This window comes from Acinetobacter sp. ANC 4654, from assembly GCF_002135425.1.
Classification (GTDB): domain Bacteria; phylum Pseudomonadota; class Gammaproteobacteria; order Pseudomonadales; family Moraxellaceae; genus Acinetobacter; species Acinetobacter kyonggiensis.
Genome location: NZ_NEGL01000001.1, coordinates 138,362 through 154,216, shown reverse-complemented (window position 1 = coordinate 154,216; position 15,855 = coordinate 138,362). Strand labels below are relative to the sequence as shown.

General features: G+C 38.7%; 11 protein-coding genes and 1 pseudogene. 1 reads left to right on the top strand and 11 read right to left on the bottom strand.

The features are described from left to right. Nucleotides 1-27 precede the first annotated feature (27 nt). Entirely contained in the window at nucleotides 28-3,591 is a 3,564-nt protein-coding gene (gene dnaE, locus B9T24_RS00755; protein WP_086164060.1) for a DNA polymerase III subunit alpha, read from the bottom strand. Nucleotides 3,592-3,834: 243 nt separating this feature from the next. Between dnaE and B9T24_RS00745 the strand changes: the two are divergent. Beyond that, nucleotides 3,835-4,604: pseudogene (locus B9T24_RS00745) on the top strand (DUF4184 family protein). A gap of 97 nt (nucleotides 4,605-4,701) precedes the next feature. On the opposite strand, the gene B9T24_RS00740 reads toward B9T24_RS00745, so the two are convergent. The 10 genes from B9T24_RS00740 to B9T24_RS00695 all read right to left on the bottom strand — a co-directional run bounded on the left by B9T24_RS00740 (nucleotide 4,702) and on the right by B9T24_RS00695 (nucleotide 15,726). Continuing rightward, nucleotides 4,702-5,397: a methionine ABC transporter permease gene (locus B9T24_RS00740; RefSeq protein WP_086164057.1), complete on the bottom strand. Its 696-nt coding sequence runs from the start codon at nucleotides 5,395-5,397 to the stop codon at nucleotides 4,702-4,704. Continuing rightward, nucleotides 5,394-6,419 (bottom strand): methionine ABC transporter ATP-binding protein, encoded by a 1,026-nt coding sequence (locus B9T24_RS00735; RefSeq protein WP_086164056.1) that lies wholly within the window; start codon nucleotides 6,417-6,419, stop codon nucleotides 5,394-5,396. The genes B9T24_RS00740 and B9T24_RS00735 overlap by 4 nt, the downstream gene beginning before the upstream one ends. Before the next feature lie 73 nt (nucleotides 6,420-6,492). Next, a complete protein-coding gene (locus B9T24_RS00730) occupies nucleotides 6,493-7,362 on the bottom strand; it encodes a MetQ/NlpA family ABC transporter substrate-binding protein (RefSeq protein WP_086164055.1) in 870 nt (289 codons plus the stop codon). Nucleotides 7,363-8,035: 673 nt separating this feature from the next. Beyond that, a complete protein-coding gene (purD, locus tag B9T24_RS00725) occupies nucleotides 8,036-9,319 on the bottom strand; it encodes a phosphoribosylamine--glycine ligase (RefSeq protein WP_086164054.1) in 1,284 nt (427 codons plus the stop codon). A 128-nt stretch (nucleotides 9,320-9,447) separates the two neighbouring features. Continuing rightward, a complete protein-coding gene (purH, locus tag B9T24_RS00720; RefSeq protein ID WP_086164053.1) occupies nucleotides 9,448-11,022 on the bottom strand; it encodes a bifunctional phosphoribosylaminoimidazolecarboxamide formyltransferase/IMP cyclohydrolase in 1,575 nt (524 codons plus the stop codon). Between the two features lie 94 nt (nucleotides 11,023-11,116). Beyond that, nucleotides 11,117-11,386, bottom strand: a complete 270-nt coding sequence (gene fis, locus B9T24_RS00715; protein WP_001086304.1) for a DNA-binding transcriptional regulator Fis — start codon at nucleotides 11,384-11,386, stop codon at nucleotides 11,117-11,119. 388 nt (nucleotides 11,387-11,774) lie between these two features. Further along, entirely contained in the window at nucleotides 11,775-12,635 is an 861-nt protein-coding gene (locus tag B9T24_RS00710; protein ID WP_086164052.1) for a DUF3426 domain-containing protein, read from the bottom strand. Nucleotides 12,636-12,638: 3 nt separating this feature from the next. Then, a complete protein-coding gene (gene prmA, locus B9T24_RS00705; RefSeq protein ID WP_086164051.1) occupies nucleotides 12,639-13,556 on the bottom strand; it encodes a 50S ribosomal protein L11 methyltransferase in 918 nt (305 codons plus the stop codon). A gap of 129 nt (nucleotides 13,557-13,685) precedes the next feature. After that, nucleotides 13,686-14,576, bottom strand: a complete 891-nt coding sequence (locus tag B9T24_RS00700) for a bile acid:sodium symporter family protein (protein ID WP_086164050.1) — start codon at nucleotides 14,574-14,576, stop codon at nucleotides 13,686-13,688. Between the two features lie 259 nt (nucleotides 14,577-14,835). After that, complete coding sequence (locus B9T24_RS00695) at nucleotides 14,836-15,726, bottom strand: bile acid:sodium symporter family protein (RefSeq protein WP_086164049.1); 891 nt, start codon at nucleotides 15,724-15,726, stop codon at nucleotides 14,836-14,838. Between the last annotated feature and the right edge of the window lie 129 nt (nucleotides 15,727-15,855).

Genomic DNA, 15,855 nt, shown 5'->3' with positions numbered 1-15,855 from the left:
TCCAATTTGAATTTAAATATTTAAAAATTAAGAATATTGGTTGGCTTCAGCCTGATACATGTCCATTGCGTCATCCATGCTGACATTTGCAGGTGGCGGTGCAATTTGTGCAGGCTTACTATACTGTACGGCTTTTGCGGCCTTAGATTTCACTTGATATTCGATGTGGATGACATCTTTACCAAAATAATCGCGTAATTTAGCCAGCAATTCATCCTGTGGTGCAACTTTCCAATTTAATCCCAAATGAACTTCGGCAGTCGCATACGGATAATCAATTTGTAATTGCATTGGAATATGATTACACATATCGACATTGCAAAATGGCAGCAGAATCTTTTGTAAATCTGAACTGAGTGATTTGGTCAGATGTTCCGCAGCCAATTTAATTTGAATGCTATTGGCACGTTTTTGACGAATTTCATTGAGACTAAAGGCTTTGGTTAGGCGTCCCATTGGGCGATCATAACCTTCACGCTCATAGATTTCACCTTCAATCACCACCACACGGTCAGCTTGGATAATATCTTTAAAGCGTTGGAAGCGTTCATGGTTGGCAGACACTTCAATTCGTGCTGTACCATCATCTAAGGTGACCATCATCCGATTTGGGAAATTGGCAACGTCCACCACCAAGCCGGCAAAAACGGTGGTCACTCCACGACGTGTTGGTGTTAACTCATTAATACGCACAGGAATAAATGATTTTAACTCTGGACGATAAACATCAATCGGATGTCCCGTTAAATATAAGCCAAGGGTATCTTTTTCACCTTTGAGACGAACTTCATCTGACCATGCTTTAACAGGTTTGGCAGGTTTGCGTTGAACTTCTTCAACTTCACCAAATAAATCCATGATGCCCGTTTCACGATTTGAGCGTGCTTGATCAGCTGCTTGCACCGCTTCAGGCAATTGCGCCATGATGCTGGCACGATCAATGCCCAAGCAATCTAAAGCCCCTGAGCGAATGAGTGCCTCTAAAGTTCGTTTATTGATTTTTTTCAAATCAATACGATGACAGAAGTCGAATAGATCTTTGTAAGGGCCATCTTGCAAGCGTGAATCAATCACCGATTGCATAGCGGCTTCGCCCACACCTTTAATGGCACCTAAACCATAGACAATGGTTTTTTCATCACTGGCATGGAACTGATAAAAAGACATGTTAATTGAAGGAGGAAACACTTCTAAGTCATTGATTCGACAGTCATCAATCAAAAATACAATACTGTCGGTATTTTGCATTTCTGAAGTCAGTACTGCCGCCATAAATTCAGATGGATAATAAGCTTTTAGCCAAGCCGTTTGGTAAGCGACGAGGGCATAGGCTGCAGCATGTGATTTGTTAAAACCATAGCCGGCGAATTTTTCCATATAGTCGAAAATATGGTTGGCGGTGGCTTCATCAATGTCTTTTTGCGCCGCACCTTCAATAAAGATTTGACGCTGTTTGACCATTTCCTCAGGTTTCTTTTTACCCATGGCACGACGTAACATGTCTGCGCCACCCAGTGTATAGCCTGCACAATATTGCGCGGCTTGCATCACCTGTTCTTGGTAAACCATAATCCCGTAAGTTGGTTCTAGAACCCCTTCCAATAAAGGATGCAGATACTCAAACTCACCACCATGCATACGGTGAATAAAGTCAGGAATAAGATCCATTGGACCCGGGCGGTACAAGGATACAAAGGCAATAATTTCTTCAAACTTACTTGGACGAGCCTCTTTCAGCATTTTTTTCATGCCGACGGATTCAAACTGGAAGATCGCCGTGGTGTTGGCATCCGCAAAGATTGAATAGGCTTTTGGGTCGTCTAACGGAATATACGTAATATCGACTGATTTTTCAGGGCCAATGCGTTTATTAATATTTTGAATGGCATCTTCAATTACGGTCAGGTTACGTAGACCCAAGAAGTCGAATTTAACCAGACCTGCCGATTCAACATCATCTTTATCGAATTGTGCGACACGGTTGGTGCCATCTGCATCGCACATGACGGCTGAATAGTCGGTAATTTTACCCGGTGCAATCACCACACCGCCTGCATGTTTACCGGTATTACGGGTAATGCCTTCAAGTTTAAGCGCCATTTCCCAGATTTCGGCTGCATCATCATTGTCTGGGTTGGATGGGTTGGTCACAATGTCTTTAAGCTGCGGCTCGATATCGATGGCACCACGAAGGTCGACACCTAAGGGTTTGGTCGGGATCATTTTCGAGATACGGTCCGCCAAACCATAGGATTTACCTAAAACCCGTGCTACATCTCGGATCGCACCTTTGGCGGCCATCGTACCAAACGTCGCAATTTGTGAAACAGCTTCACGACCATAATGACGCGCAACATAATCAATCACGCGGTCACGACCTGCGATACAGAAGTCGATGTCAAAGTCGGGCATCGAGACACGTTCTGGATTCAAGAAACGTTCGAATAGCAAATCGTAACGGAGTGGATCAAGATCGGTAATTTTTAAACTATAGGCCACCAATGAGCCTGCACCTGAACCACGTCCGGGGCCTACAGGAACGCCATTATTTTTAGACCATTGAATGAAGTCCATCACGATCAGGAAGTAACCGGGGAATCCCATGTTTAAGATGGTGCCAATTTCATAGGCTAGGCGTTCATCATAAACTTTACGAATGTCAGCCCAATCTTCATCGCGTTTTTCAACCGGATAAAGGAAATTTAAGCGTTCTTCTAAACCTTCTTGAGACACATGCTCAAAGAAAGTATCAATGGTATGACCTTCAGGGACTGGGTAATCTGGAAGGTCATTGAAACCTAAGCGCAAGCTGACATTACAGCGTTTAGCAATGTGGTAGGTATTTTCAATTGCAGAGGGAATGTCTGAAAAGAGTTCCGTCATTTCCTCGGCAGTTTTGAAATATTGCTCAGAGCTATAATAACGAGGACGACGACTATCGCCTAAAACATAACCATCGGCAATACAAACACGGGCTTCATGTGCTTCAAAATCTGTTTGTGCAATAAAATGCACATCGTTATGCGCAACGACACCAATATTATATTTTTGAGCCAGCTTGATTGCCCCAGCAATGAAATTTTCTTCATCAGGGCGGTCAGTGCGGGTTAAGGCTAAATAGACACGGTTACCAAATTTTTCAATCCATTCCTCTAGTAGTGCGTCGGCTTTTTGTGGATTGGATGAATTCAGCATTTTACCCACATCACTATGCATACCTAACAGCACGATAATGTCTTGGTTTTGTTCTAAAACCCACTCTTTTTGTACACAAGGGATATCAAGTTGCTGACCTTCAATAAAGCCACGCGAAACAATTTCAGTGAGACTGCGCCAACCTTTGTTGGTCATTGAAAGCAGAGTGACTTTATGTTCTGCATCATTTAGGCGAATGTTACTGCCCAAAATAGGTTTAATGCCCTTATCTAAGCATTTTGTATAAAATTTAACTGCGGCATGTAAGTTCGATAGATCTGTTAATGCCAAAGCTGGCATTTCATCATTCACTGCAGCTTTAATAAGATCAGGTATACGTACGATAGATTCCGTAATTGAAAATTCTGTATGTATACCAAGATGAACAAAGTGCATAAATGAGTCCCTGCAAAAACCGTCGGCTATTTTAGCATGGCCCGTAGTTAATCTGAGGGATATTCAAGTGATTTGGCGAAGTTTTATTTATTATTGAAGTTTAGTTACCTAGATTAGAAGCACTTGGTGAGGTTGAGGTCTTTAGGACCCGAGGCTTTATGTTTATTTGGGATTTACTCAGGTTTTTGTGGTAGTTTTAATTCATAATATTATTCTTTATAAGAAAAACAGAAATTTAAAACAATGCCTTTTACATTTTCACATACAGCGGCAGTATTTCTTTTTAAACCTTGGCTAAATAAATTATCGCTAACTGGTCTTGCTCTTGGGTGCATGGCGCCAGATTTCGAATACTTCTTAAGAATGAGAATGCAGGGGAGTTTGGACATCATATTACTGGAATTTTTCTTTTTGATCTGCCTGTTTCAATTTTAATTGCTTTGGTTTTTCATCAAGTGATTCGTGATGAAATGATTGAAAATTCACCTTGGTTCTTGAAAAAAAGGTTTGTTATTTTTCAAAATCTTGATTGGTTTGGATATTTTAAAAATCACTATTTGATGGTCATTATTTCGATTTTCTTCGGGATATTTACACATGTAATATGGGATTCTTTTACGCATCAAATAGGTTTTTTTGTGCAAAAATTGGTTGTTTTACAAGATACTATTTCAATTGCAGACTTTGATATACCGCTGTATAAAATTTTTCAGCATTTAAGTTCTAGTTTGGGATTGATAATCATTTTTATTTATTTTTTTAAATTTCGGCCTTATACAAGTTCTCAAGAAAATCAAACCAACAGTGAAAGAAAAATCCAATGGCTGTATTGGGGAGCGATATTGGTATTGTTAGGGTGTTTGTTTAGCTTATGGTCAATATTGAATAGTGATTTAAAATTTTCTTTAGTTCATGTATTGGTCGCTGCAATAGCGTGTTCGTTTTGGAGTATTTTAATTGTATCTTTGTTTTATAAGATAATGAAAAATAGAAAGATCATAAATACTAAATGAGCCATTTAATTTCCAGAAAATAACTGTAGCCCATTAAATTTATGTAATAAAAAAACCCTCAAATTTGAGGGTTTTAAAGGATTTCTTAAATGCTGATTTATCTGAGCTTAGCTAACCAATTACCTAAGGTTTGAACAATTTGAACAAGCACTAAGAGGACAATAACGGTGAGGTAGACGACACTTTGATCAAAGCGTTGATAGCCATACGAAATCGCTAAGTCACCAATACCGCCTGCACCGACAGCACCCGCCATCGCTGTTGCACCAATAAGACTAATGGTTGCTGTTGTGAGGCTCAAAATTAATGAACTACGAGATTCAGGAATAATGAATTTGAAAATAATCTGCCAAGGAGATGCCCCCATCGCTTGGGCAGACTCAATAATTCCTTCATTCACTTCAAGCAATGATGTTTCTACAAGACGACCAATGTAAGGGCCGACATAAATGGTCAGTGGCACAATGGCTGCCCAAGTGCCAATGGTTGTCCCGACTAACGCTTTGGTGAGTGGGAAAACAGCAATTAGTAGAATAATAAAGGGCAGTGAGCGTAGCGCATTTACAATCGGATTTAAAATTTGATAAATCGCTCGATTTGGCAGAATACCATTCGGACGAGTGACCAATAATGTGATCGCTTGAATAAAGCCCCAAATTGTACCGAACAACATAGCGAAAACGACCATTTGAATCGTTTCTTGCATTGCTGTAACAAATTGGTCAATGCTTAAAGAGCTTTTCCAAAATGGTGCTGTCAGTGTGGTGAGCCATTGTACGATGAGTTCTCTCATAGTCTAACTCCTGACTGTTCCACTTTGACGCCATTTTGTTCGAAGAAGTCGATAGTTTGACGAATGATTTCGGGGTCGCCCAAAAGTTGTATAAACATTTGACCAATTACTGAACCATTAATTTCAGTCATATTGGCAAATAAAATGTTCAAACTCACATCAAATTGCTTAATTGCAGTTTGTACGACAGTTTCTTGCGCGGATGTACCCAAAAATTGCAGGCTATAAATACTTTTATGATTTTGGTTTTCTAGGTTATTTAAAATATTAATGGGTAATTGTTGCTGTAACACGGTTTGAATAAAGTTTTTAGTCGTTGGATGTTGAGGCTGACTAAAAATTTCTAAAGTAGAACCCGTTTCAATGACTTTACCTTGTTCCATGACTGCAACATAATCACAAACAGATTCAATGACATCCATTTCATGTGTGACCATGACAATGGTAATGCCTTGCTCTTTATTAATCTTTTTAAGCAAAGCAAGAACAGATTTTGTGGTTTGCGGATCAAGTGCAGACGTTGCTTCATCACACAGTAAAATTTTAGGGTGATTGGCTAAAGCTCGTGCGATACCGACACGTTGCTTTTGACCACCTGAAAGTTCATCAGGGAAAGCATCTTTTTTATGTGTTAAATCAATAAATTCAAGTAATTCATTGAGACGTTTTTCACGTTCGACTTTATTTACGCCCAGCAGTTTCAAAGGCATTTCAATATTGTCTGCAACCGTTTTGGTTTGCAGTAAATTAAAATGCTGAAAAATCATGCCGATATTTGCACGTTCTTGACGTAATGTACGTGAATCCAGTGCCGTAAAATCTGTTTGATTAATAATAACTTGTCCGTTATTTGGACGCTCAAGCAAATTAATCAAGCGGATTAAGGTACTTTTTCCTGCACCACTATAGCCAATAATGCCAAAAATACTGCCTGCTGGAATTTCCAAATTAATTTGGTCCAGTGCGCGTATGGTTTGACCTTTCAGCTCATAGTGTTTTGAAATGTTTTTAAATTCAATCATATCGTCAAAAGCTATACAAAAATGAAAAAACAGGCAAATTAACTTTGCCTGTTTCGTTTAAGTCATTATAAGACTATTTTGATTCTGTAAGATAGCTTACAGGTTTATTTACATCGACTTTAGTTCCACCGAAGTGTTCTTGAACATATGTACCTACAGCTGGAACGTGATATAGCTCACCCACTTTTTTCAAAATAGGGTCATCTTTACGTGATTCAGCAACGGCAAGAACATTGACATTCATTTTTGTGCTTTGGTCAGTAGGCTCATAGTAAATAGAGTCTTTTAGTACGTTTAAACCACCTTCCATTGCCAAAGTATTACCCAGTACAATCGCATCAACTTCATCTTTAGCACGTACAGCAGTTGCCATTTGAATAGGTTTGATCACGATTTTTTTCGTATTTTCAGTAATGTCTGAAGGTGTACCTTTAACAATATCAAAGCCATTTTTTAATTTGATTAAGCCAGCAGATTGTAAAAGCAATAATGCACGTGATTCATTTGCACCGTCGTTAGGGATCGCAATAGTTGCACCATTGGCAAAGTCTTCAACTTTTTTAACTTTGCTTGAATAGATTCCCATAGGCTCTAAATATGTTGTTGAAACAGGTGCAATTTTATCTTTATTTGACTCGTTGAAGGCAACTAGATATGCATAAGATTGGAATGCATTAATATCCACTTCTTTATTTGCAACAGCAGTATTCATGGCCACATAGTCGGTGAAATTTTTCACTTCAAGTTTAATCCCTGCTGCTTTTGTTTCAGGCAGAGTTGCAATATAACGCCAAATGTCAGCATCAGAACCAGTTGATGCCATAACAACGGTTTGTTCTTTTGCTGTATCTGTTTTTGCTGTGTCAGTCGCAGGTGTTTCTGGCTTAGAGCAACCAGCTAGACCAACGGTTAAACCTAAAACAAGTCCAAGGAGCTTTTTCATGTATCCATCCTCAGTAAATTTAATTTTGGCTTTAAATTTACGAATTATTCATTGAAGAGATTAAGTCAAAATCGAGATCAGTATAAAACGAAGATGTGATTACAGTCATTCTATCCAAACGTTCTCTGATCTATGCATAGCATGATAAAATTAACAAATTATGCTATTCAATTAGCAATCTGGTGAACATCAAATTAAAACAATAATAAGATATTTTAAATCATTGTATTCATTCACGAGATGGCATTTTAACTGAATCAAAATTTGGCTCATCATAACAATAAATCTATATGCAATATAGTGAATAAAAACTCAATAATTATCTCTTTTATCGCATAACAAAAGCGAGATATTTGAAAATTTAATAGTAAAAACAATATATTATTTTAAATTATATTAATAATTTGTAAGATATTGTTTTTAACACTTCTTTATAATTTTTTTTTCAGTCTAAATCTAAAAAATAGATAATAAGAATAATACTTTATAAAATGGCAACTTATGTTTAAAATTTATTGATTATTATGTGCTCAAAATAACCATCTTGCAGGGTGAGATATTTTGAGTAACGATTCATTTTAGTCGGGAAAATGAGGGTTATCTCATCTTGATTAGAAAAATAAAAAAAGCCCGCATAAAGCGGACTTTTTCAGATCTTTTGAAAAACTAAGCTTTAAGCATTTTCACGCGCAATGGCACGGTAACCAATATCTTTACGATATTGAACGCCATCAAAAGTCACTTTTTCACAAAGTTCTAATGCTTTTGCTTGTGCTTCACCAATCGTATTGCCCAATGCTGTTACGCAAAGCACACGACCACCCGCAGTCACGATCTCGCCATTTGCATTTACAGCCGTACCTGCGTGGAAAACTTTAGCATCGGTCATTTCGGTGTCTAAACCAGAAATCACATCATCATTGCTCGATGTTTCTGGGTAGCCTTTAGACGCAAGTACGATACCAACAGTTTTGCGCTCATCCCACTGTGCTTCCGCAGGTAAATTACCTGCAATGCCAGCTTCAACCAAATCAACCAAAGAAGATTTTAAGCGCATCATGATCGGTTGAGTTTCAGGATCACCAAAACGACAGTTAAATTCGATCACACGCGGTTGACCTTGTTCATCAATCATTAAGCCTGCATACAAGAAACCTGTATAAACATGACCATCAGCCGCCATACCATCAACCGTTGGGCGCATGACTTCTTTCATGACTTTTTCGAAGACTTCAGCAGTCACAACAGGCGCAGGAGAGTAAGCACCCATACCGCCAGTGTTTGGACCTTGGTCACCTTCAAAAATACGTTTATGATCTTGTGAGGTTGCCATTGGTAAAATGTTGTTGCCATCAATCATACAAATGAAAGACGCTTCTTCACCAGCAAGGAATTGTTCAACCACAACACGAGAACCTGCATCGCCAAATTTGTTGCCTGCAAGCATGTCATCAATGGCATCAAAAGCTTCTTGATTGGTCATCGCAACAATCACGCCTTTACCCGCAGCAAGACCATCGGCCTTGATCACAATTGGTGCGCCATTTTGTTCAACATAGGCTTTAGCAGCATCAACTTCCGTGAATACATCGTAGAAAGCGGTAGGAATGTTGTGGCGTTTTAAGAAGTGTTTGGCAAATGCTTTAGAGCCTTCAAGTTGGGCTGCAAACTGTGTTGGGCCCCAAATTTTAAGACCCGCTGCGCGACCTGCATCAACCACACCATTAACCAGTGGTGCTTCTGGGCCAACAATCACAAGGTCTACAGCATTATTTTTTGCGAAATCAATAATTGCCGCATTGTCTAAAATATCGATATTGACATTTTCGCATTTATTTTCAGTTGCAGAACCTGCGTTACCCGGTGCTACAAATACTTTTGCGACTTTGTCATCTTGTGCGATTTTCCATGCAAGTGCATGTTCACGACCGCCACTACCCAAAACTAAAATATTCATTTTCAAAAATCCTTTAGAAATAGAATCCCCCTAAATCCCCCTTTGGAAAAGGGGGACTCCCTTCGTTCTACTATGATATAGAAAACCCTCCTTTATTAAAGGAGGGCTAGGGAGGATTTAAAAATTAATTAATGACGGAAGTGACGCATACCTGTGAATACCATTGCGATACCTGCTTCATCAGCAGCAGCAATGGTTTCTTCATCACGCATAGAACCACCCGGTTGAATAATACATTTAATCCCTGCTTTTGCAGCGTTATCAATACCATCACGGAATGGGAAGAATGCGTCAGATGCCATTACTGCACCTTCAACCACTAAGCCTGCATGTTCAGCTTTAATTGCAGCAATACGCGCTGAGTTTACACGGCTCATTTGACCTGCGCCAACACCAATGGTTTGACGACCTTTGGCATAGACAATCGCATTTGATTTCACGTATTTTGCAACTTTCCAAGCAAAGATCAAATCGTCGATTTCAGCTTCAGTTGGTGCAATTTTAGTCACGACTTTAAGGTCATCTTTCGTGATCATGCCTAAGTCTTGGTCTTGAACCAATAAACCGCCATTTACACGTTTGTAGTCAAGCTGAGTTTGACGTGCATCAATTGCAGGGAGTTCGCCACAGATCAGTACACGTACGTTTTTCTTCGCACCTGTAACTTCAAGTACACCTTCAGCGATACTTGGTGCAATAATGACTTCAACGAATTGACGGTCGACAATCGCTTGCGCAGTTGCAACATCTAATTCACGGTTGAATGCAATGATGCCACCGAATGCAGACTCTGGATCTGTTGCATAAGCAAGGTCATAAGCCGCAGCAATGCCCTCTAAAGACACAGCAACGCCACATGGATTTGCGTGTTTTACAATCACACATGCAGGTTTAGCAAAAGATTTCACACATTCAAGTGCTGCATCGGTATCTGCAATGTTGTTATACGATAATTCTTTACCTTGAAGCTGTTTCGCAGTTGCAACAGAAGCTTCAGTTGCTGTGCTTTCAACATAGAATGCAGCAGACTGATGCGGGTTTTCACCGTAACGTAAATCTTGTGCTTTATTCAATTGTGTGTTGAAAGTACGTGCAAATTTATCTGCTTGACCTTCTTCTTTGCCGACGCGAGCACCTAAGTAAGATGCAATCATACCGTCATATTGTGCAGTATGTTCAAATGCTTTCACAGCAAGATCAAAACGTGTTGCATGAGACAATGAACCGTCTGCTTTAAGTTCAGTAATCACGGTGTCATAATCAGATGCGTTTACAATAATGCCCACAGACGCATGGTTTTTTGCAGCAGCACGAACCATAGTCGGGCCACCGATGTCGATGTTTTCAATCGCATCGCTTAGTGAGCAGTTTGGTTTTGCAACAGTTGCCGCGAATGGATAAAGATTCACAACCACTAAATCGATTGCATCGATGTTGTGTTCAGCCATTACAGCTTCGTCTAGACCACGGCGAGCTAAGATGCCACCATGAATTTTTGGATGAAGTGTTTTAACACGACCATCCATCATTTCTGGGAACCCAGTGTGCTCTGAAACTTCTACTACAGCGATATTGTTGTCTTTAAGCAACTTATATGTACCGCCAGTAGATAAAATTTCTACCCCAAGAGCTACGAGGTTTTTAGCAAATTCAACGATCCCTGATTTATCAGATACAGAGATTAAAGCGCGTTTAATAGTCATGATTTTCGTCAACAATATTAAAGGTCTAGATTAAAACAATAGGCAAAACAGAAGATAAAAAAAATGCCCACGGTAGCCGTGAGCATTTTATCATTTATTCACTCATTAAACCGTGAGCTTTTAACTTTTTGCGTAAAGTGCCACGGTTAAGTCCGAGAATCTCGGCAGCGCGTGTCTGGTTGCCGCGAGTATATTCAAGCACTACAGATAAAAGAGGTTTCTCCATTTCTGCTAGCACCATGTCGTAAACTTGAGATGGTTGCTCACCTTGCAATTGTGCAAAATAGTGGCGAACTGCGCGATCTACGTGAATACGAAGAGCGACATCAGATTGTGCAGTAAAAATAGGAGATTTGCTATTCATGCGAATTAATCCGAAAAATCAAATATCACTTGGGTAAAGAGATATATAAAAGTGGTCTATAAAATTAAATGAACTCCGTTTTAGATCCTAAAGCGGAGTTCTAAAACTTGAACATTTAGCATGCCACAAACCAACGGAATGGTCGAAATTTAAGCGTAACAATAGTTAAATATTTGTTACCGACCAAAATCAAAACAAAAAAATCTGCTCAATACGCAATATATAGATAAAGCGCATTTTGCTAAATTGTATTTGTAGTGAAAAATAGCGAGGAGTTTGCGGCACAAAGCTTTCGTGGCGCGTATGATAGCATTGTCTCAGAAAAAGTGAGCAAGAAAACTGCATTTTTTTTACATTTTTTTGTTTTTTTTAATAGTTTTTTTCAATATTAAGGAGAAATTATTTCTAAACTGTAGGTGTCGAAGCTTTTGCGAGACACAGGAAGGTTAAACTTAAATTTAAAAGGACTATTTTGTGGGATGCGGTGGATGCCAGCAAGACTGCTAATCAGGTATTCGGAAGGTTGCAAAGAATAAGAAGATATAATTTCTCCATTATCTTTTAAATTCACCTTGATGATTGGAAGGGCTAAACTTTTAGAATGATAGTTGATTAGTTCACCAGTAAACTGAGTTTCTTTTTTTGAAATTTGTTTTAGTTTTACTTTGTTGGTCGAAATAAGACGATAATTCTGATCCAATATCGAGCAATTAAATGCCTGACACACGGTATTAAATACGGCACTCGCTGCTGGACTATTGTTTAAAATTTTAGGGTTGAACCAGAAAAATTGGAAAACAAGTAAACTAATTAAACATATATTCACCACAATCCAGAGCACATAGTGCCAAGCACTATGTTTATTTTCTTGTTCTGATTTGTCAGACCAATTAAGCGCAGGATAGTTGCCAATCGGGTCCGTACTGAAATAATTTAAGTTATTGAGATAGGTTTTTAAATCAATATTTGAGTTTTCTACTTTACGATCAAAAATATCCAGTAGGTGTTGTTCTGATCGTTGATCGTCTGTAAATTGCTCTGTTATTTCTGTGGCTTGGCTTGGCTTTGCAGAAGGAATAGAGAGTGTAGTAGAGCAAGGTTCTTCTTTGTCTACTACCAGATGTGTTAGCGCATTAAAATTGGTTGAGCATTTGGCACAACAAACCATGCCCCGAGCAACTGTGAGTTGAGCCACTGAGACTTTATACTTGGTAAAACAGTTAGGGCAGTAGGTTTGTTTTTCGCTCATAGTCTATTCAAAATTTGAATGGGTATTTTGGCGTTTCCCCGAAATACGGCACCAATGTTGTTCACGTTTTTCAACTTCTAGTATATCAAAAAAACTTGAATAAACATTAGAAACATCAGCTACTTGCTCTTCTAATATGCCCGCAAGTGCGAACTCTCCCTCAGATTTAATCAAAGTTGCGAATTCAGGCGCAAGAGCCATTAGGGGGCCAGCAAGAATATTTGCGACAAATACATCTGCTTTTTGATCTTTTAACGCGACATTGAACTCTTCTGGCAACCCAACATATAAGTTGTCGAGCACACCATTCAGTTCAGCATTTTGTTTGGTTGCAAGAATAGCTTGTGGGTCAATATCGGTTGCGTAGACTTTTTTCGCACCGAGCAGTAGCGCAGCAACACCTAAAATGCCAGAACCACAACCATAGTCGATTACAATTTTATCTTTAACATCGGTTTTACCTAGCCATTGTAGGCATAAGAAAGTACTGGCATGGTTGCCTGTACCAAATGCTAGGCCCGGATCAAGCTTGATGTTTACTGCATCTGCTTCAGGTGCTTCCATCCATTCAGGAACAATCCAGTATTTTTCAGCAATTTGAATCGGTTCATACGCATCCATCCAAGTACGTTCCCATTCTTGGTCTTCAATGAATTCATGGCGTACTGGTGCTTCAGGCATTTGTGCAGTAATAAATGTGAGTAAAACATTCACATCAATTTCTTCGTCATCTTCTTGGGCATAAATACCTGTCACAATGACTTTATTCCAAAGCGGAGTTTCGCCTGGAAGTGGTTCAAGTAAGTCCTGATTTTCAGCATCATCTAAAGTTACACTGACAGCACCGAGTGAACTTAATAATGTTTCAGTAAAATCGACTTGCGCTTGTTCAACAGTAATATGAATTTGTAACCACTTCACAGAGATAACCTAAAATTGTCTTTTCTAAAGTCAGTATTGTATAGAACTGATGCAATAACAGCTACCTATTCATGCGGTAGAGTAAGAAAAGGATGCACTGTGGCATCCTGATATTAAGTTGTAGTTGTTTTAAGTTGCAGGTTCATGAATAACGTCTACCTTCGGTTGCGGTGCGAACTTATTTAACAACATGCCAAATACGGCTGCAAATACATACATGAAAATAGAATACACGGCAGCTGGCATTGCAACTGTAGAGCTGGCCATGACTGTAAGGGCTATGGTCATCGCAAGGGTACTATTGTGAATGCCAATTTCAAATGCACATGCACGTGCTTGTGCACTATTGATCCCCAATAATCGTGGCACAAAATAACCGATCAATAAACTACATAAGCAGAATAAAACAGTGGCTAAGCCCACTTGTGCTAAATATTCTAAAATTTGATGACGCTCTTTGGTAATGGCGCCAATAATAATTAAGATTAAAAAGCTCACTGCAAAAATACGCAGAGGTTTGTTTAGTTTTTCAGTAAAGTGCGGTGCATAGTGCCGAATCAGCATACCAATACCAACAGGAATGATGATGATCGCAAACACTTGTAAAATTTTACTAAATTGTAAGCTAATTTCTTGGCCATCATTCATAAAGTGTTGAATAGCAAAATTAACAATGAAAGGTAGGGTGAAAGCCGCAATGACTGAATTGATCGCGGTTAAAGTAATATTAAGCGCAATGTCCCCTTTAAAGAGATAACTAAATAAGTTGGCTGTACTCCCACCCGGTGATGCTGCAAGGAGCATTAAACCAACAGCAAGCAGGGGTGGAAGAGCTAAAACTTTACAAATGATAAAAGCAATGCTGACCAAAATCACCAATTGGCAAAATAAGGCAATTAAAACTGCCTTAGGTTGTTTGGTTACACGGGTAAAATCTTTTGGTGTGAGTTCTAGTCCTAAGCCAATCATGATAATGGCAAGTGCTAAAGGCAATAAAATGGTGATCATTCCTGAATCCATTCAAAATCTCCTATCTTGAGTTGGTTTTATTTGATTGAGATTAATTTTTTACTGATTGTTATAAATTGAATAATAGTTGTATAGCCGATAAATAAAAAATATGGAATAGCCCGTATGAATTTTGCGTTGGCTTCGGTTGCTAATGATTTGTTCGTTTTTATCAGGTGGGTGGAGTGCTTGGGTCTGATCAAGATTGTTCACCTTAAAGGCAATGTAGATTAAGTACTCCTTTGTAGTTTAAAGGAGTAGTTTAGCTATGTTAGTCATTAATTGCTTTAGGCTTTTCTTGCTTAAGAGTAAGTGGACTTCTTGTTAAAATATAACCAAACAAAAATGCAAAAGCGTACATGAAAATAGAATAAATGCCTGCCGGAATAGCGATGGTGCTATTGGATAAAACTGAAAGTGCGATTGTTAATGCAATAGTGGTGTTGTGAATGCCTATTTCAAAGGTACATGCACGCGCCTGTTGGTCAGGGATTCCAGCGAGGAGGGGTAATAAATAACCCACTAATAAGCTAATAAAACAAAAAAGAGCGGTTGCAATGCCAATGTCTGCAAAATACTCAATGACGTTAAATTGTTCCTTATATAATGCAAAGCAGAAAATAAAAATTAAGAAACAAACAGACAGTAATCGCATGGGTTTTTTAAGTTGCAATGCAATCGTCGGTATAGCTGAGCGAATGAGCATCCCTAAGCACACGGGAATAAAAATGATTAAAAAGACCTGAGTAATTTTTGTGATTGGCATGCCAATTTTTTGATGATCGCCTAAAAAATAGTGAATTGATAAATTGACAATAAAAGGTAGGGTGAAGGTGCAAATAATGGAGTTAATAGCCGTGAGGGTGATATTTAATGCAACATCCCCTTTATAAATATAGCTAATTAAATTTGCAGTTGGCCCACCCGGTGAGGCGGCAAGTAGCATTAAGCCTACAGCCAAAAGTGGTGGTAGTTGTAAGAAGATACAAATTAAAAAAGCAATAAAAACTAAAATAATCAGTTGGGCGAATAAAGCTAAAAAAATAGCCTTTGGATAGTATTGGATCCGTAGGAAATCTTTCGGTGTTAGTTCCAGTCCCAATCCAGTCATCATGATGGCAAGTGCTATTGGTAAAAAAAATGTGAATAGCCCTGAATCCATGAAACATCCTTTTTCTATTTTTATTCCTTAATATGCTGTGAGTTTAAACAAGTTCTTTTAATAAGCAATAAAGGAAGTGGGCAAAGAAATAATTTTTTTGCCCACTTTTTTGACTTGGTTAACGAAATA

Excerpts from the sequence above, each read along its gene's own strand:
- dnaE (WP_086164060.1), bottom strand. The coding sequence starts at position 3,591 with ATGCACTTTGTTCATCTTGGTATACATACAGAATTTTCAATTACGGAA.
- B9T24_RS00740 (WP_086164057.1), bottom strand. The coding sequence starts at position 5,397 with ATGAGAGAACTCATCGTACAATGGCTCACCACACTGACAGCACCATTT.
- B9T24_RS00735 (WP_086164056.1), bottom strand. The coding sequence starts at position 6,419 with ATGATTGAATTTAAAAACATTTCAAAACACTATGAGCTGAAAGGTCAA.
- B9T24_RS00730 (WP_086164055.1), bottom strand. The coding sequence starts at position 7,362 with ATGAAAAAGCTCCTTGGACTTGTTTTAGGTTTAACCGTTGGTCTAGCT.
- purD (WP_086164054.1), bottom strand. The coding sequence starts at position 9,319 with ATGAATATTTTAGTTTTGGGTAGTGGCGGTCGTGAACATGCACTTGCA.
- purH (WP_086164053.1), bottom strand. The coding sequence starts at position 11,022 with ATGACTATTAAACGCGCTTTAATCTCTGTATCTGATAAATCAGGGATC.
- fis (WP_001086304.1), bottom strand. The coding sequence starts at position 11,386 with ATGAATAGCAAATCTCCTATTTTTACTGCACAATCTGATGTCGCTCTT.
- B9T24_RS00710 (WP_086164052.1), bottom strand. The coding sequence starts at position 12,635 with ATGAGCGAAAAACAAACCTACTGCCCTAACTGTTTTACCAAGTATAAA.
- B9T24_RS00700 (WP_086164050.1), bottom strand. The coding sequence starts at position 14,576 with ATGGATTCAGGAATGATCACCATTTTATTGCCTTTAGCACTTGCCATT.
- B9T24_RS00695 (WP_086164049.1), bottom strand. The coding sequence starts at position 15,726 with ATGGATTCAGGGCTATTCACATTTTTTTTACCAATAGCACTTGCCATC.